The 17832-nt window shown below is 61.9% G+C and carries 16 protein-coding genes and 1 other RNA gene; 1 reads left to right on the plus strand and 16 read right to left on the minus strand.

The genetic code is table 11. The features are described from left to right. Positions 1 to 3: 3 nt before the first annotated feature. The 6 genes from AC54AG_RS27350 to rnpB all read right to left on the minus strand — a co-directional run bounded on the left by AC54AG_RS27350 (position 4) and on the right by rnpB (position 6007). Positions 4 to 1515, minus strand: a complete 1512-nt coding sequence (locus AC54AG_RS27350) for a UDP-N-acetylmuramoyl-L-alanyl-D-glutamate--2,6-diaminopimelate ligase (protein ID WP_070305669.1) — start codon at positions 1513 to 1515, stop codon at positions 4 to 6. A gap of 8 nt (positions 1516 to 1523) precedes the next feature. Further along, positions 1524 to 3302 carry a peptidoglycan D,D-transpeptidase FtsI family protein gene (locus AC54AG_RS27355; RefSeq protein WP_034748891.1) on the minus strand — a complete coding sequence of 593 codons (1779 nt, stop codon included), beginning with the start codon at positions 3300 to 3302 and terminating at the stop codon, positions 1524 to 1526. Beyond that, positions 3302 to 3571, minus strand: coding sequence for a cell division protein FtsL (gene ftsL, locus AC54AG_RS27360; RefSeq protein ID WP_034748894.1), 270 nt, complete (start codon positions 3569 to 3571; stop codon positions 3302 to 3304). The genes AC54AG_RS27355 and ftsL overlap by 1 nt, the downstream gene beginning before the upstream one ends. Next, positions 3568 to 4545 (minus strand): 16S rRNA (cytosine(1402)-N(4))-methyltransferase RsmH, encoded by a 978-nt coding sequence (gene rsmH / locus AC54AG_RS27365; protein ID WP_331778597.1) that lies wholly within the window; start codon positions 4543 to 4545, stop codon positions 3568 to 3570. Before rsmH ends, ftsL begins: the two co-directional genes overlap by 4 nt. A gap of 9 nt (positions 4546 to 4554) precedes the next feature. Then, on the minus strand, positions 4555 to 4983 hold the full coding sequence (gene mraZ / locus AC54AG_RS27370; RefSeq protein ID WP_034748899.1) for a division/cell wall cluster transcriptional repressor MraZ: 429 nt from the start codon (positions 4981 to 4983) through the stop codon (positions 4555 to 4557). A gap of 662 nt (positions 4984 to 5645) precedes the next feature. Further along, positions 5646 to 6007, minus strand: an RNA gene (gene rnpB, locus AC54AG_RS27375) — RNase P RNA component class A. A gap of 198 nt (positions 6008 to 6205) precedes the next feature. Here rnpB and AC54AG_RS27380 point away from each other — a divergent pair. Continuing rightward, on the plus strand, positions 6206 to 7909 hold the full coding sequence (locus AC54AG_RS27380; protein WP_219330124.1) for a thiamine pyrophosphate-binding protein: 1704 nt from the start codon (positions 6206 to 6208) through the stop codon (positions 7907 to 7909). A 73-nt stretch (positions 7910 to 7982) separates the two neighbouring features. Here AC54AG_RS27380 and AC54AG_RS27385 read toward each other — a convergent pair whose 3' ends face one another. From AC54AG_RS27385 to AC54AG_RS27430, 10 genes are all read right to left on the minus strand, one after another. Beyond that, complete coding sequence (locus AC54AG_RS27385) at positions 7983 to 8525, minus strand: hypothetical protein (protein WP_034748904.1); 543 nt, start codon at positions 8523 to 8525, stop codon at positions 7983 to 7985. Between the two features lie 151 nt (positions 8526 to 8676). Then, a complete protein-coding gene (locus AC54AG_RS27390; protein ID WP_034748905.1) occupies positions 8677 to 9741 on the minus strand; it encodes a porin in 1065 nt (354 codons plus the stop codon). A gap of 974 nt (positions 9742 to 10715) precedes the next feature. Continuing rightward, the gene (locus AC54AG_RS27395) at positions 10716 to 11174 is read right to left on the minus strand and encodes a nuclear transport factor 2 family protein (protein WP_496632476.1); all 459 of its coding nucleotides are present in this window, start codon (positions 11172 to 11174) and stop codon (positions 10716 to 10718) included. Next, positions 11171 to 11938 (minus strand): SDR family NAD(P)-dependent oxidoreductase, encoded by a 768-nt coding sequence (locus AC54AG_RS27400; protein ID WP_034748911.1) that lies wholly within the window; start codon positions 11936 to 11938, stop codon positions 11171 to 11173. The genes AC54AG_RS27395 and AC54AG_RS27400 overlap by 4 nt, the downstream gene beginning before the upstream one ends. Beyond that, entirely contained in the window at positions 11935 to 12495 is a 561-nt protein-coding gene (locus AC54AG_RS27405; RefSeq protein WP_319993364.1) for a DUF3833 domain-containing protein, read from the minus strand. Before AC54AG_RS27405 ends, AC54AG_RS27400 begins: the two co-directional genes overlap by 4 nt. Beyond that, a complete protein-coding gene (locus tag AC54AG_RS27410) occupies positions 12486 to 13766 on the minus strand; it encodes an MFS transporter (RefSeq protein ID WP_496632478.1) in 1281 nt (426 codons plus the stop codon). Before AC54AG_RS27410 ends, AC54AG_RS27405 begins: the two co-directional genes overlap by 10 nt. Beyond that, positions 13763 to 14311, minus strand: coding sequence for a chalcone isomerase family protein (locus AC54AG_RS27415; RefSeq protein ID WP_496632480.1), 549 nt, complete (start codon positions 14309 to 14311; stop codon positions 13763 to 13765). Before AC54AG_RS27415 ends, AC54AG_RS27410 begins: the two co-directional genes overlap by 4 nt. 2 nt (positions 14312 to 14313) lie before the next feature. Next, positions 14314 to 15561 (minus strand): class I SAM-dependent methyltransferase, encoded by a 1248-nt coding sequence (locus AC54AG_RS27420; protein WP_496632482.1) that lies wholly within the window; start codon positions 15559 to 15561, stop codon positions 14314 to 14316. Continuing rightward, complete coding sequence (locus AC54AG_RS27425; RefSeq protein ID WP_496632484.1) at positions 15558 to 16355, minus strand: DUF1365 domain-containing protein; 798 nt, start codon at positions 16353 to 16355, stop codon at positions 15558 to 15560. The genes AC54AG_RS27420 and AC54AG_RS27425 overlap by 4 nt, the downstream gene beginning before the upstream one ends. Continuing rightward, the gene (locus tag AC54AG_RS27430; RefSeq protein WP_034748929.1) at positions 16345 to 17655 is read right to left on the minus strand and encodes an NAD(P)/FAD-dependent oxidoreductase; all 1311 of its coding nucleotides are present in this window, start codon (positions 17653 to 17655) and stop codon (positions 16345 to 16347) included. Before AC54AG_RS27430 ends, AC54AG_RS27425 begins: the two co-directional genes overlap by 11 nt. Between the last annotated feature and the right edge of the window lie 177 nt (positions 17656 to 17832).

Here is a 17832-nt window from a genome sequence, read left to right on the forward strand (position 1 = left end):
CCATCAGTTCGTCCTCATCATCGTCAGGCGCGCGGACAGGGCCAGCTGCGCATGGTCGGCGTCGGAGAACGGCAGTTTCTTGCCCTTGATTTCCTGGTACGGCTCATGGCCCTTGCCCGCCAACAGGATCACGTCCGGCTTTGCCGCGTGCTTGATGGCAGACAGGATCGCGGCGGCGCGGTCTTCGATGGCTTGCGGCTGCGGGCCGTCTGCGCGCATGCCGGCGACGATCTGCGCGATGATCGCGTGCGGATCTTCACTGCGCGGATTGTCGCTGGTGACCAGCACGTGATCGGCCAGCTGCGCGATGGCGCCCATCTGCGGACGCTTGCCCGGATCGCGGTCGCCGCCGCAGCCGAACACGCACCACAGCTGGCCGCCACGCTCCTGCGCCACCTGGCGCAAGGCAGCCAGGGTTTTTTCCAATGCGTCCGGCGTATGCGCGTAATCGATGACGACCATCGGCGCTTCCTGGCCGCCCACCTGCTGCATGCGGCCCGGGGCCGGCTGCAGCGATTCGATGCCGTCGATGGCCGCGCGCAGGCCGGTGCCGTGCGCCAGCAAGGCGCCCAGCACGGCCAGCGCGTTGCTGATATTGAAGTGGCCCACCAGCTGCGTCTTGACCAGCGCCACACCGAGCGCGCATTCCAGATGGAAGTCGGTGCCGGCATTGCGGCTGCGGAACTGGCTGGCGCGCAGCATCAGCACACCCGGCAAGTCGGGCAAGGCTGCCGCATCCTGCAAGGTGTAGCCGATGACCGGATATTCGCCGGACAGCTTGCCATCCACGTGGCGCACCAGGCGCAGGCCCATGGGGTCGTCCAGGTTGATGACGGCCGTTTTCAGGCCGGGCCAGTCGAACAGTTTGACTTTGGCCGCCTCGTAAGCCGCCATGTCGCCATGGTAGTCGAGGTGGTCGCGCGTCAGATTGGTAAACATGGCCACGTCGAAATGCATGCCGGCCGCGCGGTCCTGGTCCAGGCCGATCGACGACACTTCGATGGCAACGGCCTTGGCGCCGGCGTCGCGCATCGCGGCCAGTTTGCGCGCCAGCAGCACGGCGTCCGGCGTCGTGTAGCCGGTGACGTCGAATTCGATGGCGCCGCGCGGCTTGCACAGGCCGACGCCCAACGTCCCGATGACGGACGATGTTTCACCCAGGCGCGCCAGCGCTTGCGCCAGCCACAGCGCGCACGAGGTCTTGCCATTCGTGCCCGTCACGCCGGCGCTGAACATGGCGCTGTCGGGCATGCCGTAAAAAGCATGCGCCACGGGGCCGGCCAGGCGTTTCAGGTCGCTGACCAGCAGGTGCGGCACTTGGCTCCATGCGGCGTTCCATTCCACGGCGTCATGCACGATGGCGGCGGCGCCCTGCTCGATGGCGGCGGCGATGAAATCGGTGGCGCCCGCATAGGCGAAAAACACGTCGCCGCGCTGCACGCGGCGCGAATCGGACGTAAGCTGCCCGGACGGGGCAGCCGTTTTGATCCACAAACTGATGTCTTGTATGGTCATGAGCGACTTCACATGGCCTCCGGGCCGGCATTGGCCGGGACCACGATTTCGGTAACGGAGGAATCGGGCGGTACGTTCATCGCGCGCAGCGCGTTGGTCGCAATCGCCGCGAAAGCGGGAGCGGCAACCTGGCCGCCATAGTGGGCTGGGCCGGTCGGTTCATCGATCATCACGGCAATGATGAAGCGCGGCGCCGACATAGGCACCATGCCCACGAAAGAGCCGATGTATTTGCGCGGCATCGCATAACGGCCATTTTCCACTTTATAGGCGGTACCCGTCTTGCCGCCCACGCGGTAACCGGCGACCTGGGCGCGCTTGGCCGAGCCGTGCGCGCCGGAGACGACGAGTTCGAGCATGGCGCGCATTTCGGCGGCCGTCTTCGGCTTGATCACCTGCTGGCCCACGGGCAGTTCATTGACCTTCTGGAACGACAGGGGAATCGTGTCGCCGTCGCGCGCGAACATCATGTAAGAGCGCGCCAACTGGATCAGCGAGACGGAAATGCCGTTACCGTAGCTCATGGTGGCCTGTTCCACCGGACGCCACGATTTGTATGGACGCACACGGCCGGCCACGGCGCCGGGGAAACCCCATTTCGGCTGCTGGCCGAAGCCCACCTTGGTAAACATTTCCCACATTTCCTGCGACGGCATGCCCAGCGCGATTTTCGAGGTACCGATGTTCGACGACATCTCGATGATTTCCGAGACATTGATCACGCCGTGCGGCTTGGTGTCGGTGATCGTGCGGTCGGCGATGGTATAGCGGCCCGGGCCCGTGTCGATCAGGGTACCCGGCTTGACCCGGCCCGTGTCGAGCGCCAGCGAGACCGTGATCGGCTTCAGGGTCGAACCGGGTTCGAAGGTATCGGTCATGACGCGGTTGCGCAGCTGCTGGCCCGTGAGCTTGCGGCGGTCGTTCGGGTCGTAGCTCGGATAATTGGCCAGGGCCAGCACTTCTCCCGTGTGCACGTCGAGCACCACGGCGCCGCCGGCCTTGGCATTGAATTTCTCCACCGCTTCCTTCAGCTGCGTGAAGGCGATGTACTGGATCTTGCTGTCGACGGACAGGGTCAGGTCCTTGCCGTCATGCGGTTCGTGGATGAAGCCGATGTCTTCGACGATGTGGCCCAGGCGGTCCTTGATCACGCGGCGGCTGCCGGTGGTGCCGACGAGGGTTTTTTGCTGCGCCAGTTCCATGCTTTCCTGGCCCACGTCTTCCACGTTGGTAAAGCCGACCACGTGGGTCATCACTTCGCCCTGCGGATAGAAGCGCTTGTATTCCTTGCGCTCGTCGATGCCGTCGATGCCCAGCTTGGAGATCTTGTCCGCCACGTCCATCTCGACCTGGCGTTTCAGGTAAACGAAGCTGCGGTCCGAATCGAGCTTCTTGCGCAATTCGTTGACGTTCATTTCCAGCAGGCCGGCCAGCGCATTGATTTTTTCGGGCGATGCCTGCAGCACGTCGTCGGGAATGGCCCAGATGGCTTTCACGGGCACGGACGAAGCGAGCACCTGGCCATTGCGGTCGGTGATCTTGCCGCGCGTGGCCGGCAATTCCAGCGTGCGCTCATAGCGCGCCTTGCCCTGCTTTTGCAGGAACTGCGTCGACACGCCCTGCAGCCACAGCGCGCGCGCGCCCAGGCCGGCGAAAGCGAAGAACAGCAGGAACAGCACGACGCGCGAACGCCAGACGGGCAGACGCACCGCCAGTACGGGGTTCTTCGAGAATGGCACGCCTTTCGATGCCGCCACCCGGCCGTTGCTATTACCGCCCAACTTCATTATTCGCCCTCCGTCAGGTATTGCGTACGCGCCGCCGTCAGCGGCGTCATGCTCAGGTCGCGCCGCGCGATCGATTCGATGCGTTCATGCTTGCCCAAAGTGGACTGGTCCAGCTGCAGTTGCGCCCAGTCGATGTCGAGCTGGCGCGACAGCGCTTGCGCGCGTTCCAGGTCGATCAGCAGGTGGCGCGACTGATACTGCGCGTTCACCAGCGACAGGCCGCAGCACACCAGCAGGGCCGACAGCACGACACACAGCTTGCCAGTCATCGGGCGCCGCCATTTGCAGTGGAGGCCAGCGGCAAACGCTGCGCCACGCGCATCACGGCCGAACGCGAGCGCGGATTGCCCTCGATCTCGGCGTCGGACGGCTTCATCTTCGAAATCAGCTTCATTTCCGGCTGCGGCAAGTCGACCGCGCGGATCGGCAGGCGGCGGTCAGGCTGCTCCACGTTCGCCTTCGAGGCGAAGAAGCGCTTGACCATGCGGTCTTCCAGCGAGTGAAAGCTGATCACGGCCATGCGCGCGCCGGGCGCCAGGCAGGCATACGCCTGGTTCAGGCCGATCTCGAGATCCTCGAGCTCTTTGTTAATGAAAATGCGTATGGCCTGAAAGGTGCGGGTAGCGGGGTCCTTACCCTTCTCGCGGGTCTTGACGGCGCCTGCCACGATGCCGGCAAGCTGTCGTGTGCTTGAAATTGGCTGGACTGCCCGGCCAGCAACAATCGCCTTTGCAATCTGAAAAGCAAACCGTTCTTCCCCATAATCGCGTATCACTTTCTCTAAATTCTGCTCGGTTTCCACCGCCAGCCATTCGGCTGCGGAGATGCCGCGCGTGGTATCCATGCGCATGTCCAGCGGTCCGTCGTTGCGGAAGCTGAAACCGCGCGCCGCGTCGTCGACCTGCGGCGACGAGATGCCCAGGTCGAGCAAAATGCCGTCCACCTGCCGCACGCCGCGTTCGGCCAGGCTGGCCGTCATGGTGGCAAAGCTGTCATGGACGATCTGGAAACGGGGGTCGGCGATCTGCTCGGCCGTGGCAATCGCTTGCAAATCCTTGTCGAAGCCGATCAGGCGCGCGTCATTGGCCAGGCGCGACAAAATCAAGCGGCTATGGCCGCCGCGGCCAAACGTGCCATCGACGTAAACGCCGTGCGCGCGGTCGCCCGTCAGGTCGAGGGCATCGACCGCTTCATCGAGCAGCACCGTGCGATGCTGAAATTCCGGCACCGTGAGTTGTGTCATTACGGAGCCTTAGAAAGAAAAATTGGAAAGTACATCGGGGGTGCCGGCATCGATCGCCTGCTGTTCTTTGTCGGCCAATTTGGCGGCATCCCATATTTCAAAGTGGCTGCCCATGCCGATCATCATCACTTCGCGCGCCAGCCCGACGGCGTTGCGCAATTCGGGTGAGATCAGCACGCGGCCGGCCGAGTCCAGCTCGACGTCGACGGCGTTGCCGAGGAAGATGCGCTGCCAGGCGCGCGCCGACATGGGCCAGGCGGCGATTTGCTGGCGGTGGCTTTCCCACACGGGACGGGGGAAAAACAGCAGGCAGCCATCGGGGTGTTTGGTCAGGGTCAAACGGCCTTCGCATTGAATCGCCAGCGCGTCACGGTGCTTGGCAGGGATAGACATCCTGCCTTTGGCATCGAGATTGATTGCGGACGCGCCTTGAAACACGGAAGACCTTTTTTGAGCTTGGGTTGCGATGCTTGCGCATCACGATAAAAAGGGAAAATTTCCCACAAAAACACACTTTTTCACACAGTTGCCCACTTTAGAGGAAGCAAAGATAGTGGTCAAGCGGTTTCCGATTGGCAAAACAGGAATTTTATTAATGAAATTAAGGACTTAGCGCATATCGTTGAAGGAGTCTCAAATAAAAATATATCGATAAATTAGATACTTATGAAAGATAGTGAATGTGCTACCTCATCTGCACACATGTGTTTTCCTACCGTAAACATCGAAAAAAACGAAATCAAATAATTGAATTTTTTACAGTTAGTTGACACATGACAATAATTTCCTCATCCAGGCACAACAGCAATCCAGCGCAGTGAAAGACTTGGTTTAAAGCAAAAAATAATCGTCCACGGCGCGTACCGGCCCTGTTTTACGGGGTTGACCTGATGCGGGAAAACTATTTTTGCAATGCGGCAATTAATTAGAACCAAGAAACTTTAACCAATTGTTCACTTTAGTTGTATATACAACTTTATCTTCGCCGCACTATTTTTAGAAACAAAAAAAGCCCCGTTGCGGGGGCTTTTTGGTTGGCGCGCAGCAGGCAAAGCTGCTGCGTCCGAGATGCTCCCTGGCAGACCAGGGAGCAGGAATTCAAGTGAAGCAGGCCGATAGGCCGGATTTTGTTACGGCGCCTTCCCTTGCAGGTCGGCGCTATGACAGTCATTCCTCTAGGCGCCAGATTACTCGGGCGCTCAAGCTTTCTACCCGCACGCTCCGCGAGCAGCATCATCGCGTGCCTATTTGAAATTGCACCAGGTGGAGGTTACCGCGTTTCACCGTAACTTAATACGCTCGTCTCTGTGGCCCTATTCCTCGCCTTATACCCCCTCTCCGTACAAGTACGTCGAGTAGGCTTTCAGCGGACGGCCGTTAACCGTCACCCCGCTCTATGGAGTCCGGACCTTCCTCCCGCCAGCGCATTGCTGCGCCGGCCAGCGACTGTCTGGCCTGCTTCACCCGCCATTGTACCGCGCCGCAGCATGTTTCTGCAAAAGCGCGCCGCACCGGCCGGGGGATTGTGTAATTCGATGTCGCCATTTCAAAAGCCGGGCCAAATCGGCTCACATAGAATGAGGCAAGCTGCTTGCATGCAGGCGCATGCGTACCGCTTGCCCCATTTCTTTGCCACCCACTAGAATATAAAGAGCCGAACATGACGCAACAATCCCGTACCGGCGGCCAGATCCTGGTCGATGCCCTGCAGATCCACGGTGTCGACACCGCTTTTGGCGTGCCTGGCGAAAGCTACCTGGACGTGCTCGACGCCCTGCACGACTCGGGCATCCGCTTCATCATCAACCGCCAGGAAGGCGGCGCCGCCTTCATGGCCGAAGCCTACGGCAAGCTGACGGGCAAGCCGGGCATCTGCTTCGTCACGCGCGGACCGGGCGCCACCAATGCCTCGATCGGCGTGCACACGGCTTACCAGGATTCCACGCCGATGATCCTGTTCATCGGCCAGGTGGGCAACGATTTCGTCGACCGCGAAGCGTTCCAGGAAATCGACTACCGCCGCATGTATGGCCAGATGGCCAAGTGGGTGGCGCAGATCGACCGCGCCGAACGCATCCCCGAATACCTGGCGCGCGCCTTCCAGGTGGCCACCAGCGGGCGCCCCGGCCCCGTCGTGCTGGCCCTGCCGGAAGACATGCTGATCTCGCTGGCCACGGTGGCCGACACGCGCGCCTACCAGCCGGTGCAGGCGGCACCATCCGACGCGCAAATGCAGCAACTGCGCGGCATGCTGGCCACCGCGAAGCAGCCGCTGGTCTTGCTGGGCGGTGCCACCTGGACGCCGCAGGCCTGCGCCGACCTGCAGCAGTTCGCGGAAAGCAACCACCTGCCCGTCGCCTGCGCCTTCCGCTTCCAGGACTTGCTCGACAATGCACACCCGAACTACACCGGCGACGTCGGCATCGGCATCAACCCGAAACTGGCCGCGCGCGTGAAAAATGCCGACCTGGTGATCGCCATCGGCCCGCGCCTGGGCGAGATGACGACGGGCGGCTACACCCTGTTCGATTCGCCCGTGCCGCGCCAGCGCCTCGTGCACATCCATACGGATGCAGAGGAACTGGGCAGCGTCTACCAAGCTGAGCTGATGATCAACAGCGGCATGCCGCAAGTGTGCGCCATGCTGGCCGCCATGGCCCCCGTCGATGCTTCCGCATGGAAACATACGCCGGCCGAAGCCAAGGCCGAGCTGGCCGCCTACCAGGAGCGCCCGCCCATCTTCCAGGATGGCCAGGCGCCGCTGGACCTGTGGCAAGTGACGCAGGAGATCATGGCGCAAGTGCCGCCCGACACCATCCTGACGAATGGCGCCGGCAACTACGCTTCGTGGGCCCACCGTTTCTACCGCTACGGCGGCATGCGCACCCAGTTGGCGCCAACCAACGGCGCCATGGGCTACGGCGTGCCGTCAGGCGTGGCGGCCAAGATCGTCCATCCGGAACGCACCGTGATCACGTTTGCCGGCGATGGCGAATACATGATGAATGGCCAGGAACTGGCCACGGCCGTGCAATACCAGGCGGGCGTGGTCATCATCGTCTTCAATAACCAGATGTTCGGCACCATCCGCATGCACCAGGAGCGCGATTACCCGGGCCGCGTGTCGGGCACGACCCTGCACAACCCGGATTTCGCGGCACTGGCGCAAGCGTACGGCGCGCATGGCGAAGTGGTGAATACGACGGAAGAGTTCGCCCCGGCCCTGCAACGGGCGCTGGCGCACGCCAAGGCGCACAACTTGCCGGCCCTGATCGAGCTGCGCTACGACGGCAACCTGATCACGCCGAACGCGACCCTGGCCACCATCCGCGCCACGGCGGAAAAGGCGCAGGCGGCCAAATAAGCTCCTTGCAACGCTGCAAATAACAAAGGCCCGGTCGATACCGGGCCTTTTTCTTTTTGACAGCGGCAATCGCTCAGGCTGCGGGCACAGTCGCGCTTTCCTCGGCAGGCACTGGCTCGGCCGGCGCTTGCGGCATCGGCGGGCATGGCGTGCAGTTTTTCAGGGGACGGCCGAAATCGCGCACGCGGCTCAATTTCATCGGCATGCGCACGTTGCCGCCGCAGTAATCGCCTTCCAGGGTCAGGGTCTGGCCATCCTTGGAAAACTTGCCGACGATGGTGCGCTCTTCGCTGTCGGCGCCGGCGATGGTGAAGTCGAAAACGCCCGTGGCGGCGTCCAGGTTGACGTCGTTGGCCACGATGGGCCAGCTCAGCGCGCCGGCCGTGAATTCATAGATGACGGAATCGGCCTCGGCAAAGCGGTGCAAGGTGACGCGCTGGCCGCCGATTTCGCCGCTATCCTTTTGCAGGCACAGGTCGGAGTAGACGGCCACGCCGTAGCGCTCCAGTCCGGCCGGCTTCTTGCCCTTGACGGCAGCGGCAGCGGCGCCCGTGGCGCCAGCCAGCAGCAGCGCGGCCAGCATGGCAGCCAGACGCGGCGATGGGTATGAATACATGGCATTCCTTTACTTGAGTAACGGCGCCATTATAACTGGCGCCGCCAATGCAAAAACGCGCCGCCAGGACTAGCCTGGAGACGCGTTTCCTTGCTTATCAGCATCCCCGAAGGGATGCTGGCAGCGGAACTAAGCTTCGCTTGCGCGAATATTAGAACGAGTGACGAACGCCAACGTTGAAGGCTTTGTCGCCCGTACCAACATTGCTGTTGTTACCAACGGTGTAGCCAGCGTTGTTTTTGTTCGAGATTTTAGCGTACGAAGCGTAGGTGCTGGTGCGCTTCGACAGAGCGTACGAGTAGCCCAGCGAGAACTGGTTAGCATCGGCGTTTGCGCTGTTTTTGTCGTTCACGTGGATGATCGAAGCCATCACGGTGCCTGCTGGACCAACTGGTACCGTTGCGCCGATCAGGGCGGTGGTGCTGTCGGTGCTGAAGCCAGCCGAAGTGTAGTCAAACGCGTTAACGTTGCCGTTGTTGCGGATGGCGCTGTTTTGGCCTTTGTTCACGCCGTATGCGACGTAAGCTTTAGCAACTGCGAAGTCGTAGTTAGCTGCAGCCAACCAGTTACGGCCGCTACCGGTTTCGGTCAGCGCGGTGTCGTTGCTGGTGTTGTTGTAAGCGATACGAGCGTTCAGAGGACCGTTCGAGTAGCCAGCCGACGCGCCGATTTTGCGGCCGATTTTGTTCGACTCAGCGTTTTCGCCGAAGGTGTAAGCCACGTCAGCGTCAAAGCCGTTGAAGTTTGGCGAGGTGTACAGCACGGTGTTGCTGGTGCGGGTGTTCGCTGGGAACAAGTTTTTAGCGGAACCAGCGTAGCCAGCTGCGAATGGATCAGCAACTTTCGACAGGGTGTTGTACCAAGGGGTGTATTGACGACCCAGGGTCAAGGTACCGGTCGTTTTGCTGCTCAGACCAACGTAAGCTTGACGATTGAACAAGGTACCAGCAACGTCTTGTTGACCGTTGTCAACGCCGAAGCCCGATTCCAGAACGAACAGTGCCGACAGGCCGCTGCCCAGATCTTCGGTGCCTTTGAAGCCGATACGGGAAGCCGAAGCAATGCCGCTGTCCAGTTTGTTAACGTTGCCGTTAACACCGCCGCGCTCGCTGACGAAACCAGCGTCAACGGTACCGTAGATGACAACGCTCGATTGAGCTTGGGCTACGCCAGTGGCTGCTGCCAGAACTGCCAGGGTGATCAGAGTTTTTTTCATTGCGATTTCCTTTAATTTTTGAAGCAAAAAGTAATACAGCCTATGCATCTCGAGCTGCGCTCTAGCAGAGCGCTTTTTATGAGTGAGGGCAAGGTCTCCACCTGCCACATTGCTGTTCCGGTCAGGGGAACATTCATATCGGTATCGGCACGCTATTGCACCGATAAGCTTGAAGGCTGCATAACGACCGTCATTCGTGCGCCGGTTCGGTGCTCAAACGGCACCGGAAGCGGCACTATAACGACCGTTTCACATTCCATCAAGTTCCAACATGTTACTTCCGGTACCAGGCCGAGGGCTTTTTCAGGCATCCCGACCATCGCCAACCGTACTACGCGACAGAGCCAGTGCCCCTTGCCAACCAATGCATTGGCCTGATTGACCATTCCATCATAGCGCATGCCTTGTCGACACCCGTTGTATTAGTGCAACAGTATCAGGCGAGTGATTAAAACGTCAACATGCTTTACCCGTCATTTTCCCTCCAAGATTTACGCGACAAAGCGCACAATTTGTCAGGCGATAATGGATAAACGGGACGAAGCATACACGGCATCGCCAATGTTTGCTGCCGAACGCACAAAAATGGGAAATAAAGCGCCCGTTTTTGGTGCGTTGCCGCATTATTCAGGGGCGTAGGCGCCATTTTCGACGTCGGCGCGCGCGTCGGAAAAATAGGCAAAGTAGCAACGGAATTACTGACTTTCCGGTAATTTAAATTGCTCACATAGAAATGTTTTCCGTGTTTTCCGGACTACGCTTCAGTTATCCGATTGGAACGGATGAGGACGACTCTTGCTTGCAAATTGCGCATCACTTGAAACAATTTCTTACAATGTTGCCTTCTCAATATTTTGATATATTTGTGTCTAAAAAACGACACTTTGACCGAAATCAAGTTTTCGCCTGACCCATTCCGCACAATTTACTTTTTCTTTTTTGCATTTTTTGCTTAAAAGCATCAAGAAACCACCTTAGCGCTGGCTTGCCCGCCGCAGCATGCGCATGAAACCGCCCAGCAACGGCAGTTTTTCATACAATTCTTCCGCCGCATCCCAATAATCGCGATGCACGACCACCCGTCCCTGCGTATCGAAACACACATGAGTTGCGCCACGAATGCACTGTTCGCCAGATACCAGTCGTTTCATGCGGAAGCGAAACTCCCACGTCAGGAACGCTTGCTGCCCCTGCCCCACGCTTTCCAGCACGACAAACCGGGGCGCATCGACTTGCACGAACATGTGCTCGAAGATGGCCAGGATGGCGGCATGCCCCACCACCTCGTTGAACGGGTCCTTGAAATGGGCGTTCGGCGCATACACGGCGCCCAGCTGGGCCAGGCTTTCCAGGCTCAGGTGCTCGTAAAACCCCACCAGGCGCGCCAGCGCCGCTTCCACGCCTTCCGTCGTGTCCAGCATACTTGTGCTCATACGCCCGTCACCTTGCGGATCAGCCAGAAATAGGCGCGGTACGGCAACAGCCGCGCCAGGCGCATGGTATTGGTAAAGCGTTTGGGAAAGTGGATGTGGAACTGGCCCCGCTCGATGCCGTCGAGCATGGCGGCGGCCGCGTCCTGCGCCGTCATCAGAGCTGGCATCGTGAAATCGTTGTCCGCCGTCAAAGGCGTGGCGACAAAACCGGGGTTGATTTGATACACATCAATTCCGCGTGCATGCAGATCCAGATACAGCGACTCCGTCAGGTTGATCAGCGCCGCCTTGCTGGCGCCGTACGCGAGGGCTTTCGGCAAACCGCCATAACCGGCCACCGAGGCGACGATGCCGATGCCGCCGCTACCTTGGCGCAATAGCCACGGCAAGGCCTGGTCCAGGCAATTGAAGACGCCGCCCACATTCAGCGCCAGCAAGCCCTGGGCCGCCTCAAGGTCGAAGCTATCGGCACGCATGGCCTGATAGCCGCCAGCGACCACCAGTATCAGGTCGATATGCGTCCATTGCTGCTGCAATTGCGCGCAGACGGCCCGCAGCTGCGCGTGCTGCGTGATATCGAGCGGCAATGCCTGCGCCAGCGGCTGCCCCTCGCACAGTCGCTCGAGGCTGGCGCGGTGACGTGCCGACAAGGCTACGCTCGCGCCCTGCTCCAGCAGCAAGGTCGCGCACGCGGCGCCGATGCCGCTGGAAGCGCCGATGATCCACACATGTTTGCCGGCCCAGCTGGTGATCTTGCGGTTCATGGGACCGCCTGCGGACGCTTGCTGAACGACAAGGTGACGGCGCCCAGGCTGAAACCGAACTTGCTCATGGCGGCGCGGTTCAGCATGACCTTGTCATCCATCAGGAACATCCAGTCCTCGAAGTCGACGTGGTAGACCGTGCCATCGACGGGCAGCGCCAGCACGTATTGCCAGCGCAGCGCATTGCCGGCCACTTCGCCGACGGCTTCCCCGATCACGTCGGGCGCCGTGCCGATGAAGCGCCCGGGCGCCGTCTTGCGCAAGGTCCACACGCGCCGTTGTTTGCTGCCGTCGGAATACGTGAAATCCTCGTCCAGGGTGCCAATCTCGCCCGTCCAGCTGGCCCGCATCACGACGGTGAAGCGCTTGACCACCTTGCCGGCGCGGTCCTGGAAGATGCCGTGGGCGTCCAGCGTGCCGTTGAAGTACTGCTGCAAGTCCAGCTTGGGTGTTTCCTGCGCGTAGGTGGCAGGCGTGGGCGGCGTGGAACAGGCGGCCAGCGCCAGCAGCAAGGCGGCTGCCGTCATGCCGCGCCGGCAACATTTCATCAGATACATGGTCGATACTCCCCGGTTTCACTATATATATGTTGTAGAGGCGCGCGCCACAGCAGCAGCGCGGCCAGCAGTTTCAGGGCGCAGGGCAGCAAGGCGTAGGCGGCGGACAGGGCCGGCAAGCCGCCGCTGCTGTTGCCAGGCACATAGCCGAGCCAGGCCAGCAGGGGCAAGGCGATGCCGGCCGCCAGCGCCAGGCTCATCTGTACGCCCCAGTTCCACCAGCCGAAATACGCGGCTTCGTGCCGCCCGGCATGGCCAGCCGCGCCGATCAGTCCTGCCAGCAGGGCCGGCGGCAAGGCCAGGTCGGCGCCCAGCGCCAGGCCCGACAGCAGGCAGATCGTGGCAAAGCCCCATGCGGCGCCCGCGCCCAGGCCATACGCCCAGACAAACACGGTGGCGGCCAGCAACATGGCGCCGCCCCAGGCGCGCGCTTCGCCAAAGCGCCGCGCCAGGGCCACCCACACGGGCATCGAGGCTGCCGCCGCGCAAAAGTAGACGATCAAAAACGGTCCAGCGTAATGGCCGAGGCGCAAGTAGTCGGTGGCAAAGAACAGGAACAGGGTGGCGGGGATGGCGGCCGCCACGCCATTGACGAGCAGGACGGCAAACAGCCAGCGAAACGCGCGCTGGCGAAACGGCAGCTTCCAGCCATTGGCGGAAACCGCTTCTGCGGCGCTGCGCAAGGCGGGACGCGGGGCGCGCGCCAGCAGCAGCGCGCCCGCCGCCAGCAGGCAGGCAGCAAAGGCCAGCGACAAGCCGCCATAGCCGAACACCGAAGTGAGCCCCGCCGCCAGGATCACACCGAACAAGCCGCAGCCTTCGCGCACGGCCGTCACGCGCGCCCGCTGCGCGCGCAGCTGGCTCAGGGCCGCGCCCCAGCTCTGGTGCGCGATGCCGGCCAGGCCATAGGCGGTATAGACGAGCAGCAAGGCAGCCAGGAACCAGGCCAGGGTCGCCGCTTCCCGCATGGCCGGTGGATGGAACAGGGCGCCAAAGCCCAGCAGCAGCAAGGGCAAGGAGGCACCGACATATACGGCATAGCTGCGCCCGCCACGCGCCATCCAGGCACCCAAGGCCGGATCGATGAAGGCGGCGGCGATGCGGGCCGCCAGCAGCACGGCGCCGATCTGCGCCAGATCCAGGCTGCTGCGTTGCGCATAAAACGGCGCGACATATATATAGATGGGCAGCGCCAGCATGGCCAGCGGCAAGCCGAACAGGCCATAACTGAACAAGGCTGGCAAGCTCAAGGCGCTGCCCACGGCATTCATGGCAGCGGGGCCGCACTCTGCAGCAAGGCCGCGCGCAGCTTCGGCGCCGTCGTCGATGGCGACAGCCAGATGGCAAAGAATGCACGCGCGAAGTCGCCATCCGTCACGTCCGCCAGTACCTTGCCGTCGAGGTAAAAGCGTACGCCGGGCGCGATGCCGGCCCGGTAGACGCCCGCGATGCGCTGGTCTTCCTTAACGTCAGGAAAGATGCGCTGCATGGTGGACAGCCAGGCCAGGCGCTGCGCTTCCGTGCCCACGCCCAACTTTTGCATCTGTTCATGACTGGCTTCGGCGATCTTCTTGCCGTCGAGCGCACGCGCATAGCGCAATTCCAGCACAAACGGCGCCGTTTCGGACGCCGCGCCCTGGTAGCCTTGCGGGCCCACCCACAGTTGCGCCCGATAAATACGCATGCCGAACCACGTGTATTCGCCCTCGCCCGCCAGCCGGGCTTCGGGCACGTCGGCAGCGATAAAGGCCGGCGGCGCGGCCGCGGCACCCAACATGGTCAATGACAGCACGACAGTGGCAAGCAGGCGGCGCATGGTTAGTCCTTGATCAGGGTAAATTGCATCACATCCGTGTTGTGCGCCTGGAAGGCGGCCTCGCAATACGCGAGGTAAAACTCCCAGGTCAACAGGAAACGGCCATCGAAACCCTGCTTTTCCAGCGCCGTGCGCTGGGCCAGGAAGCTGGCGCGCCACTGGCGCAAGGTTTCCGCGTAATCGAGGCCGAAGCTGAAGGCGTCTTCCACGCGCAAACCCTGCGCCTCGGCGGCGCGGCGAAACTCGGCCGGCGACGGCAGCATGCCGCCCGGGAAAATGTACTGTTGAATAAAATCCGTGCTCTTGCTGTAGCGCTCGAACAAGTCGTCGGCAATGACGATGGTCTGGATGCAGGCGCGTCCGCCCTGCTTCAGGTTGCGCGCCACGCACTCGAAATAGCCGGGCCAGTAGCTTTGCCCCACGGCTTCGAACATCTCGATCGAGGCGATGGCGTCGTACTGGCCGGCGCTGTCGCGGTAGTCGCACAGTTGCAAATCAGCCTGCTGCGCCAGCCCCGCGTCCTGCAGGCGCTGGCGCGCATAGGCAAGTTGCTCCGTAGATAGAGTCAAACCCGTCACGTGGGCGCCGTAGCTGCGCGCCGCCGTTTCCGCAAAGCCGCCCCAGCCGCAGCCGATTTCCAGCACCCTGGCGCCCGGCTGCAGTTGCAGCTGGTCGGCGATGCGCCGGTATTTGGCCCCTTGCGCCTGCTCCAGGCTGGCGCCTTCGCTGAACAGCGCGCTCGAATACGTCATCGACGGATCGAGCCACAACTGATAAAAGGCGTTGCCGATGTCGTAATGGGCGTGGATATTCTTCTTGCTGCCGGCCCGCGAATTACGGTTGAGCAAGTGCCGCAGCTTGTAGACGAGGTTGCCCCACCAGTTACCGTAGATCAGCGATTCGATCTGCGCGCGGTTGCGTATCATCAGCTCGATCAAGCCCGGCAAATTGTCCGTGCGCCAGTCGCCGGCAATAAACGTTTCCGCAAAGCCGATATCGCCCGAGCGCAGCACGGCCGAGCACAAACGCCAGTTGTGCAAGTCCAGGGTGACGGGGTGGCTGCCGTCGCCATACAGCAAGATACTGCCGTCAGGCGTGCGCAGGCGCAGGGCACCATGCTGCAATTTTTGCAGCATGCGCAAGATCACGCGCCCGGAGGCGGGCACGTCCAGGTGCGTGTGATCGGCCGTGTGGTCGGGACGGACGCAGGCGCGCGCCTGCAGGCCGGTCGGCAGGGAATCGGAGCTCATCGGGACACCTTTTCTTGTGGTGGAAGGGGTTTGCTGAAAAACGGCACGCGGCGCAGCCACAGGCGCAAGGCTTGCCAATGGATGCGCGCCATCACGCCTAACGTCATCAACGGATAGCGCAGCAGGGCCCAGGCGATGGCGCCATCGCGCAGCGGCTGCGCCGTGCCGGACAAGCTCGTCTGCAGCAGCGGGCCGTCGAGGTCGTCATAGTCAACCCGGGCCAGGTGGCGCTCGCCGCCCTGCTCGCTGTTGCGCAGGAAATGGAAACGATAATTTCCTTCCACCTTGCAAAATGGCGAGACGTGAAAAATTTTATTGGCGCGCAACTCGCTGCCATATGCGATGGCGCCGCCCTGCTCGAGCAGATACAGGTGGCGCTCGCCAAAGGTATTGCGCACATCGCAGACCACGGCGCGCAGCGCGCCATCCGGGCGGTGGCAAAACCAGAAGCTGACGGGATTGAAGACATAGCCGAACATGCGCGGCATGGTTTGCAGCCAGATTTCACCGCCCGCATCCGTCACGCCATGCTCACGCAGCAAGCCGTCGATCCAGTCCAGCAGCGGCGTCGCGCCATCGCCGTGGTCGCTGTCGCGGAAGGACAGCACATTGGCGCCGTTGCGCGACATCAGCCGCGCAGGAAAATCGCGCGCCCCCATGCTGCGCAAGGGCAGGCGCAGATAAAACATGCCGTAAGCAAAAGCATGCGCGCGTGGGCGCAGTCGCGCATGGCGCACCTGTCCCAGGCACAGCTGGGGCTGCGGCTGGAGCGGCGGCGATGGATCACGCGGCATGGCCGAGCTCCGCCGCCGCCATGCCATTGAGTATTTGCGCCACGGCCAGGCCCGACTTCAAGCCGTCCTCGTGGAAACCATAACCCGTCCAGGCGCCCGCGAACCACGTATGCTGCGCGCCCTGGAAACCGGCCAGGCGCGCCTGGGCGGCAATGGCCGCGCCATCGAACACGGGGTGGGCATACGAAAATTCGTCGATGATGCTTGCCGGAGCGGGCTCGTCGAGCGGGTTAAGCGACACGATGACGGGCGTGGTAAAGGGCAAGGGTTGCAGCTGGTTCAGCAAATAATGCACGCACACTTGCGGCGCATCGCCGTGCGCGGCCGGCCGGCCCTGGTAATTCCAGGCCGACCAGGCCTTGCGGCGCTGCGGCAGGCAAGACGCATCCGTATGCAGCACAGCGCGGTTGGGCTGGTAGCGCACGGCTTCGAGCACGGAGCGCTCGTCGTCGCGGATATCTCCCAGCAGGGCCAGCGACTGGTCGCTGTGGCAAGCGAGCACGACATGATCGACATGCTCGACGCCGGCGGCCGTGTGCAGCTCGACCATGCGCGCGCCACCGTGCGGCTGGCGGCGCACGGCCAGCACGGGGCAAGCGAGGCGCTGCTGCGGGATGCCGGCCAGCAGTTTTTCCACGTACACGCGCGATCCGCCCCGCACCGTGCGCCATTGCGGACGGTCACTCACTTGCAGCAAGCCATGGTTGTGGCAGAAACGGATGAACGTGGCCAAGGGAAAAGCCAGCATCTGGCGCGCCGGGCACGACCAGATGCATGCGGCCATCGGCAGCAGATACCAGTGGCGGAACTCGTCGCCATAGTTGTGCAGGTCAAGGTATTCGCCCAGCGACATGGCCGGCGCCGGCACGCTGGCCGTGGCCAGGGCGCTGGCCTGGCGGTTGAAGCGCACGATGTCGCGCAGCATGCGCAAAAAGGCGGGGCGCAGCAGGTTGCTGCGCTGGGTAAACACGGTATCGAGATTGGCGCCCGCCCATTCCAGCACGCGCGCATCGGATGCCGTGCCCAGCGGCATTTTGACGGAAAACGACATATCGCTGTCGGCCGCCTCGACACCGAGTTCGTCAAACAGCTGCACCAGGTTCGGGTAGGTGGCGTGGTTAAACACGAGAAAACCCGTGTCGACGCCATGCGTGACGCCATCGAGCGTGACGTCCACCGTATGGCTGTGGCCGCCAAAATAGTCGCCCGCCTCGTACAAGGTGACGTCCTGGCCCGCTTGCGCCAGGCGATAGGCACACGACAATCCTGCGATTCCTGCTCCGACGACGGCAATTTTCATGAGTGCACCTGTGTTAAGTTTGTCCTGGACAAATAAGCCTCATGGATAATCGATGAAATATTGATTTATGTCAATGAGCGCTCTCAGCCGTTCAGAAACTTATACGTCGGCAATTTTCAATCGGATTCAGCTATTTGGTCCGGGGCGGCGGAAGGCGTAAAATGCACTCCACGTTCT

The sequence above is a fragment of the Janthinobacterium sp. BCJ23 genome (assembly GCF_059617945.1).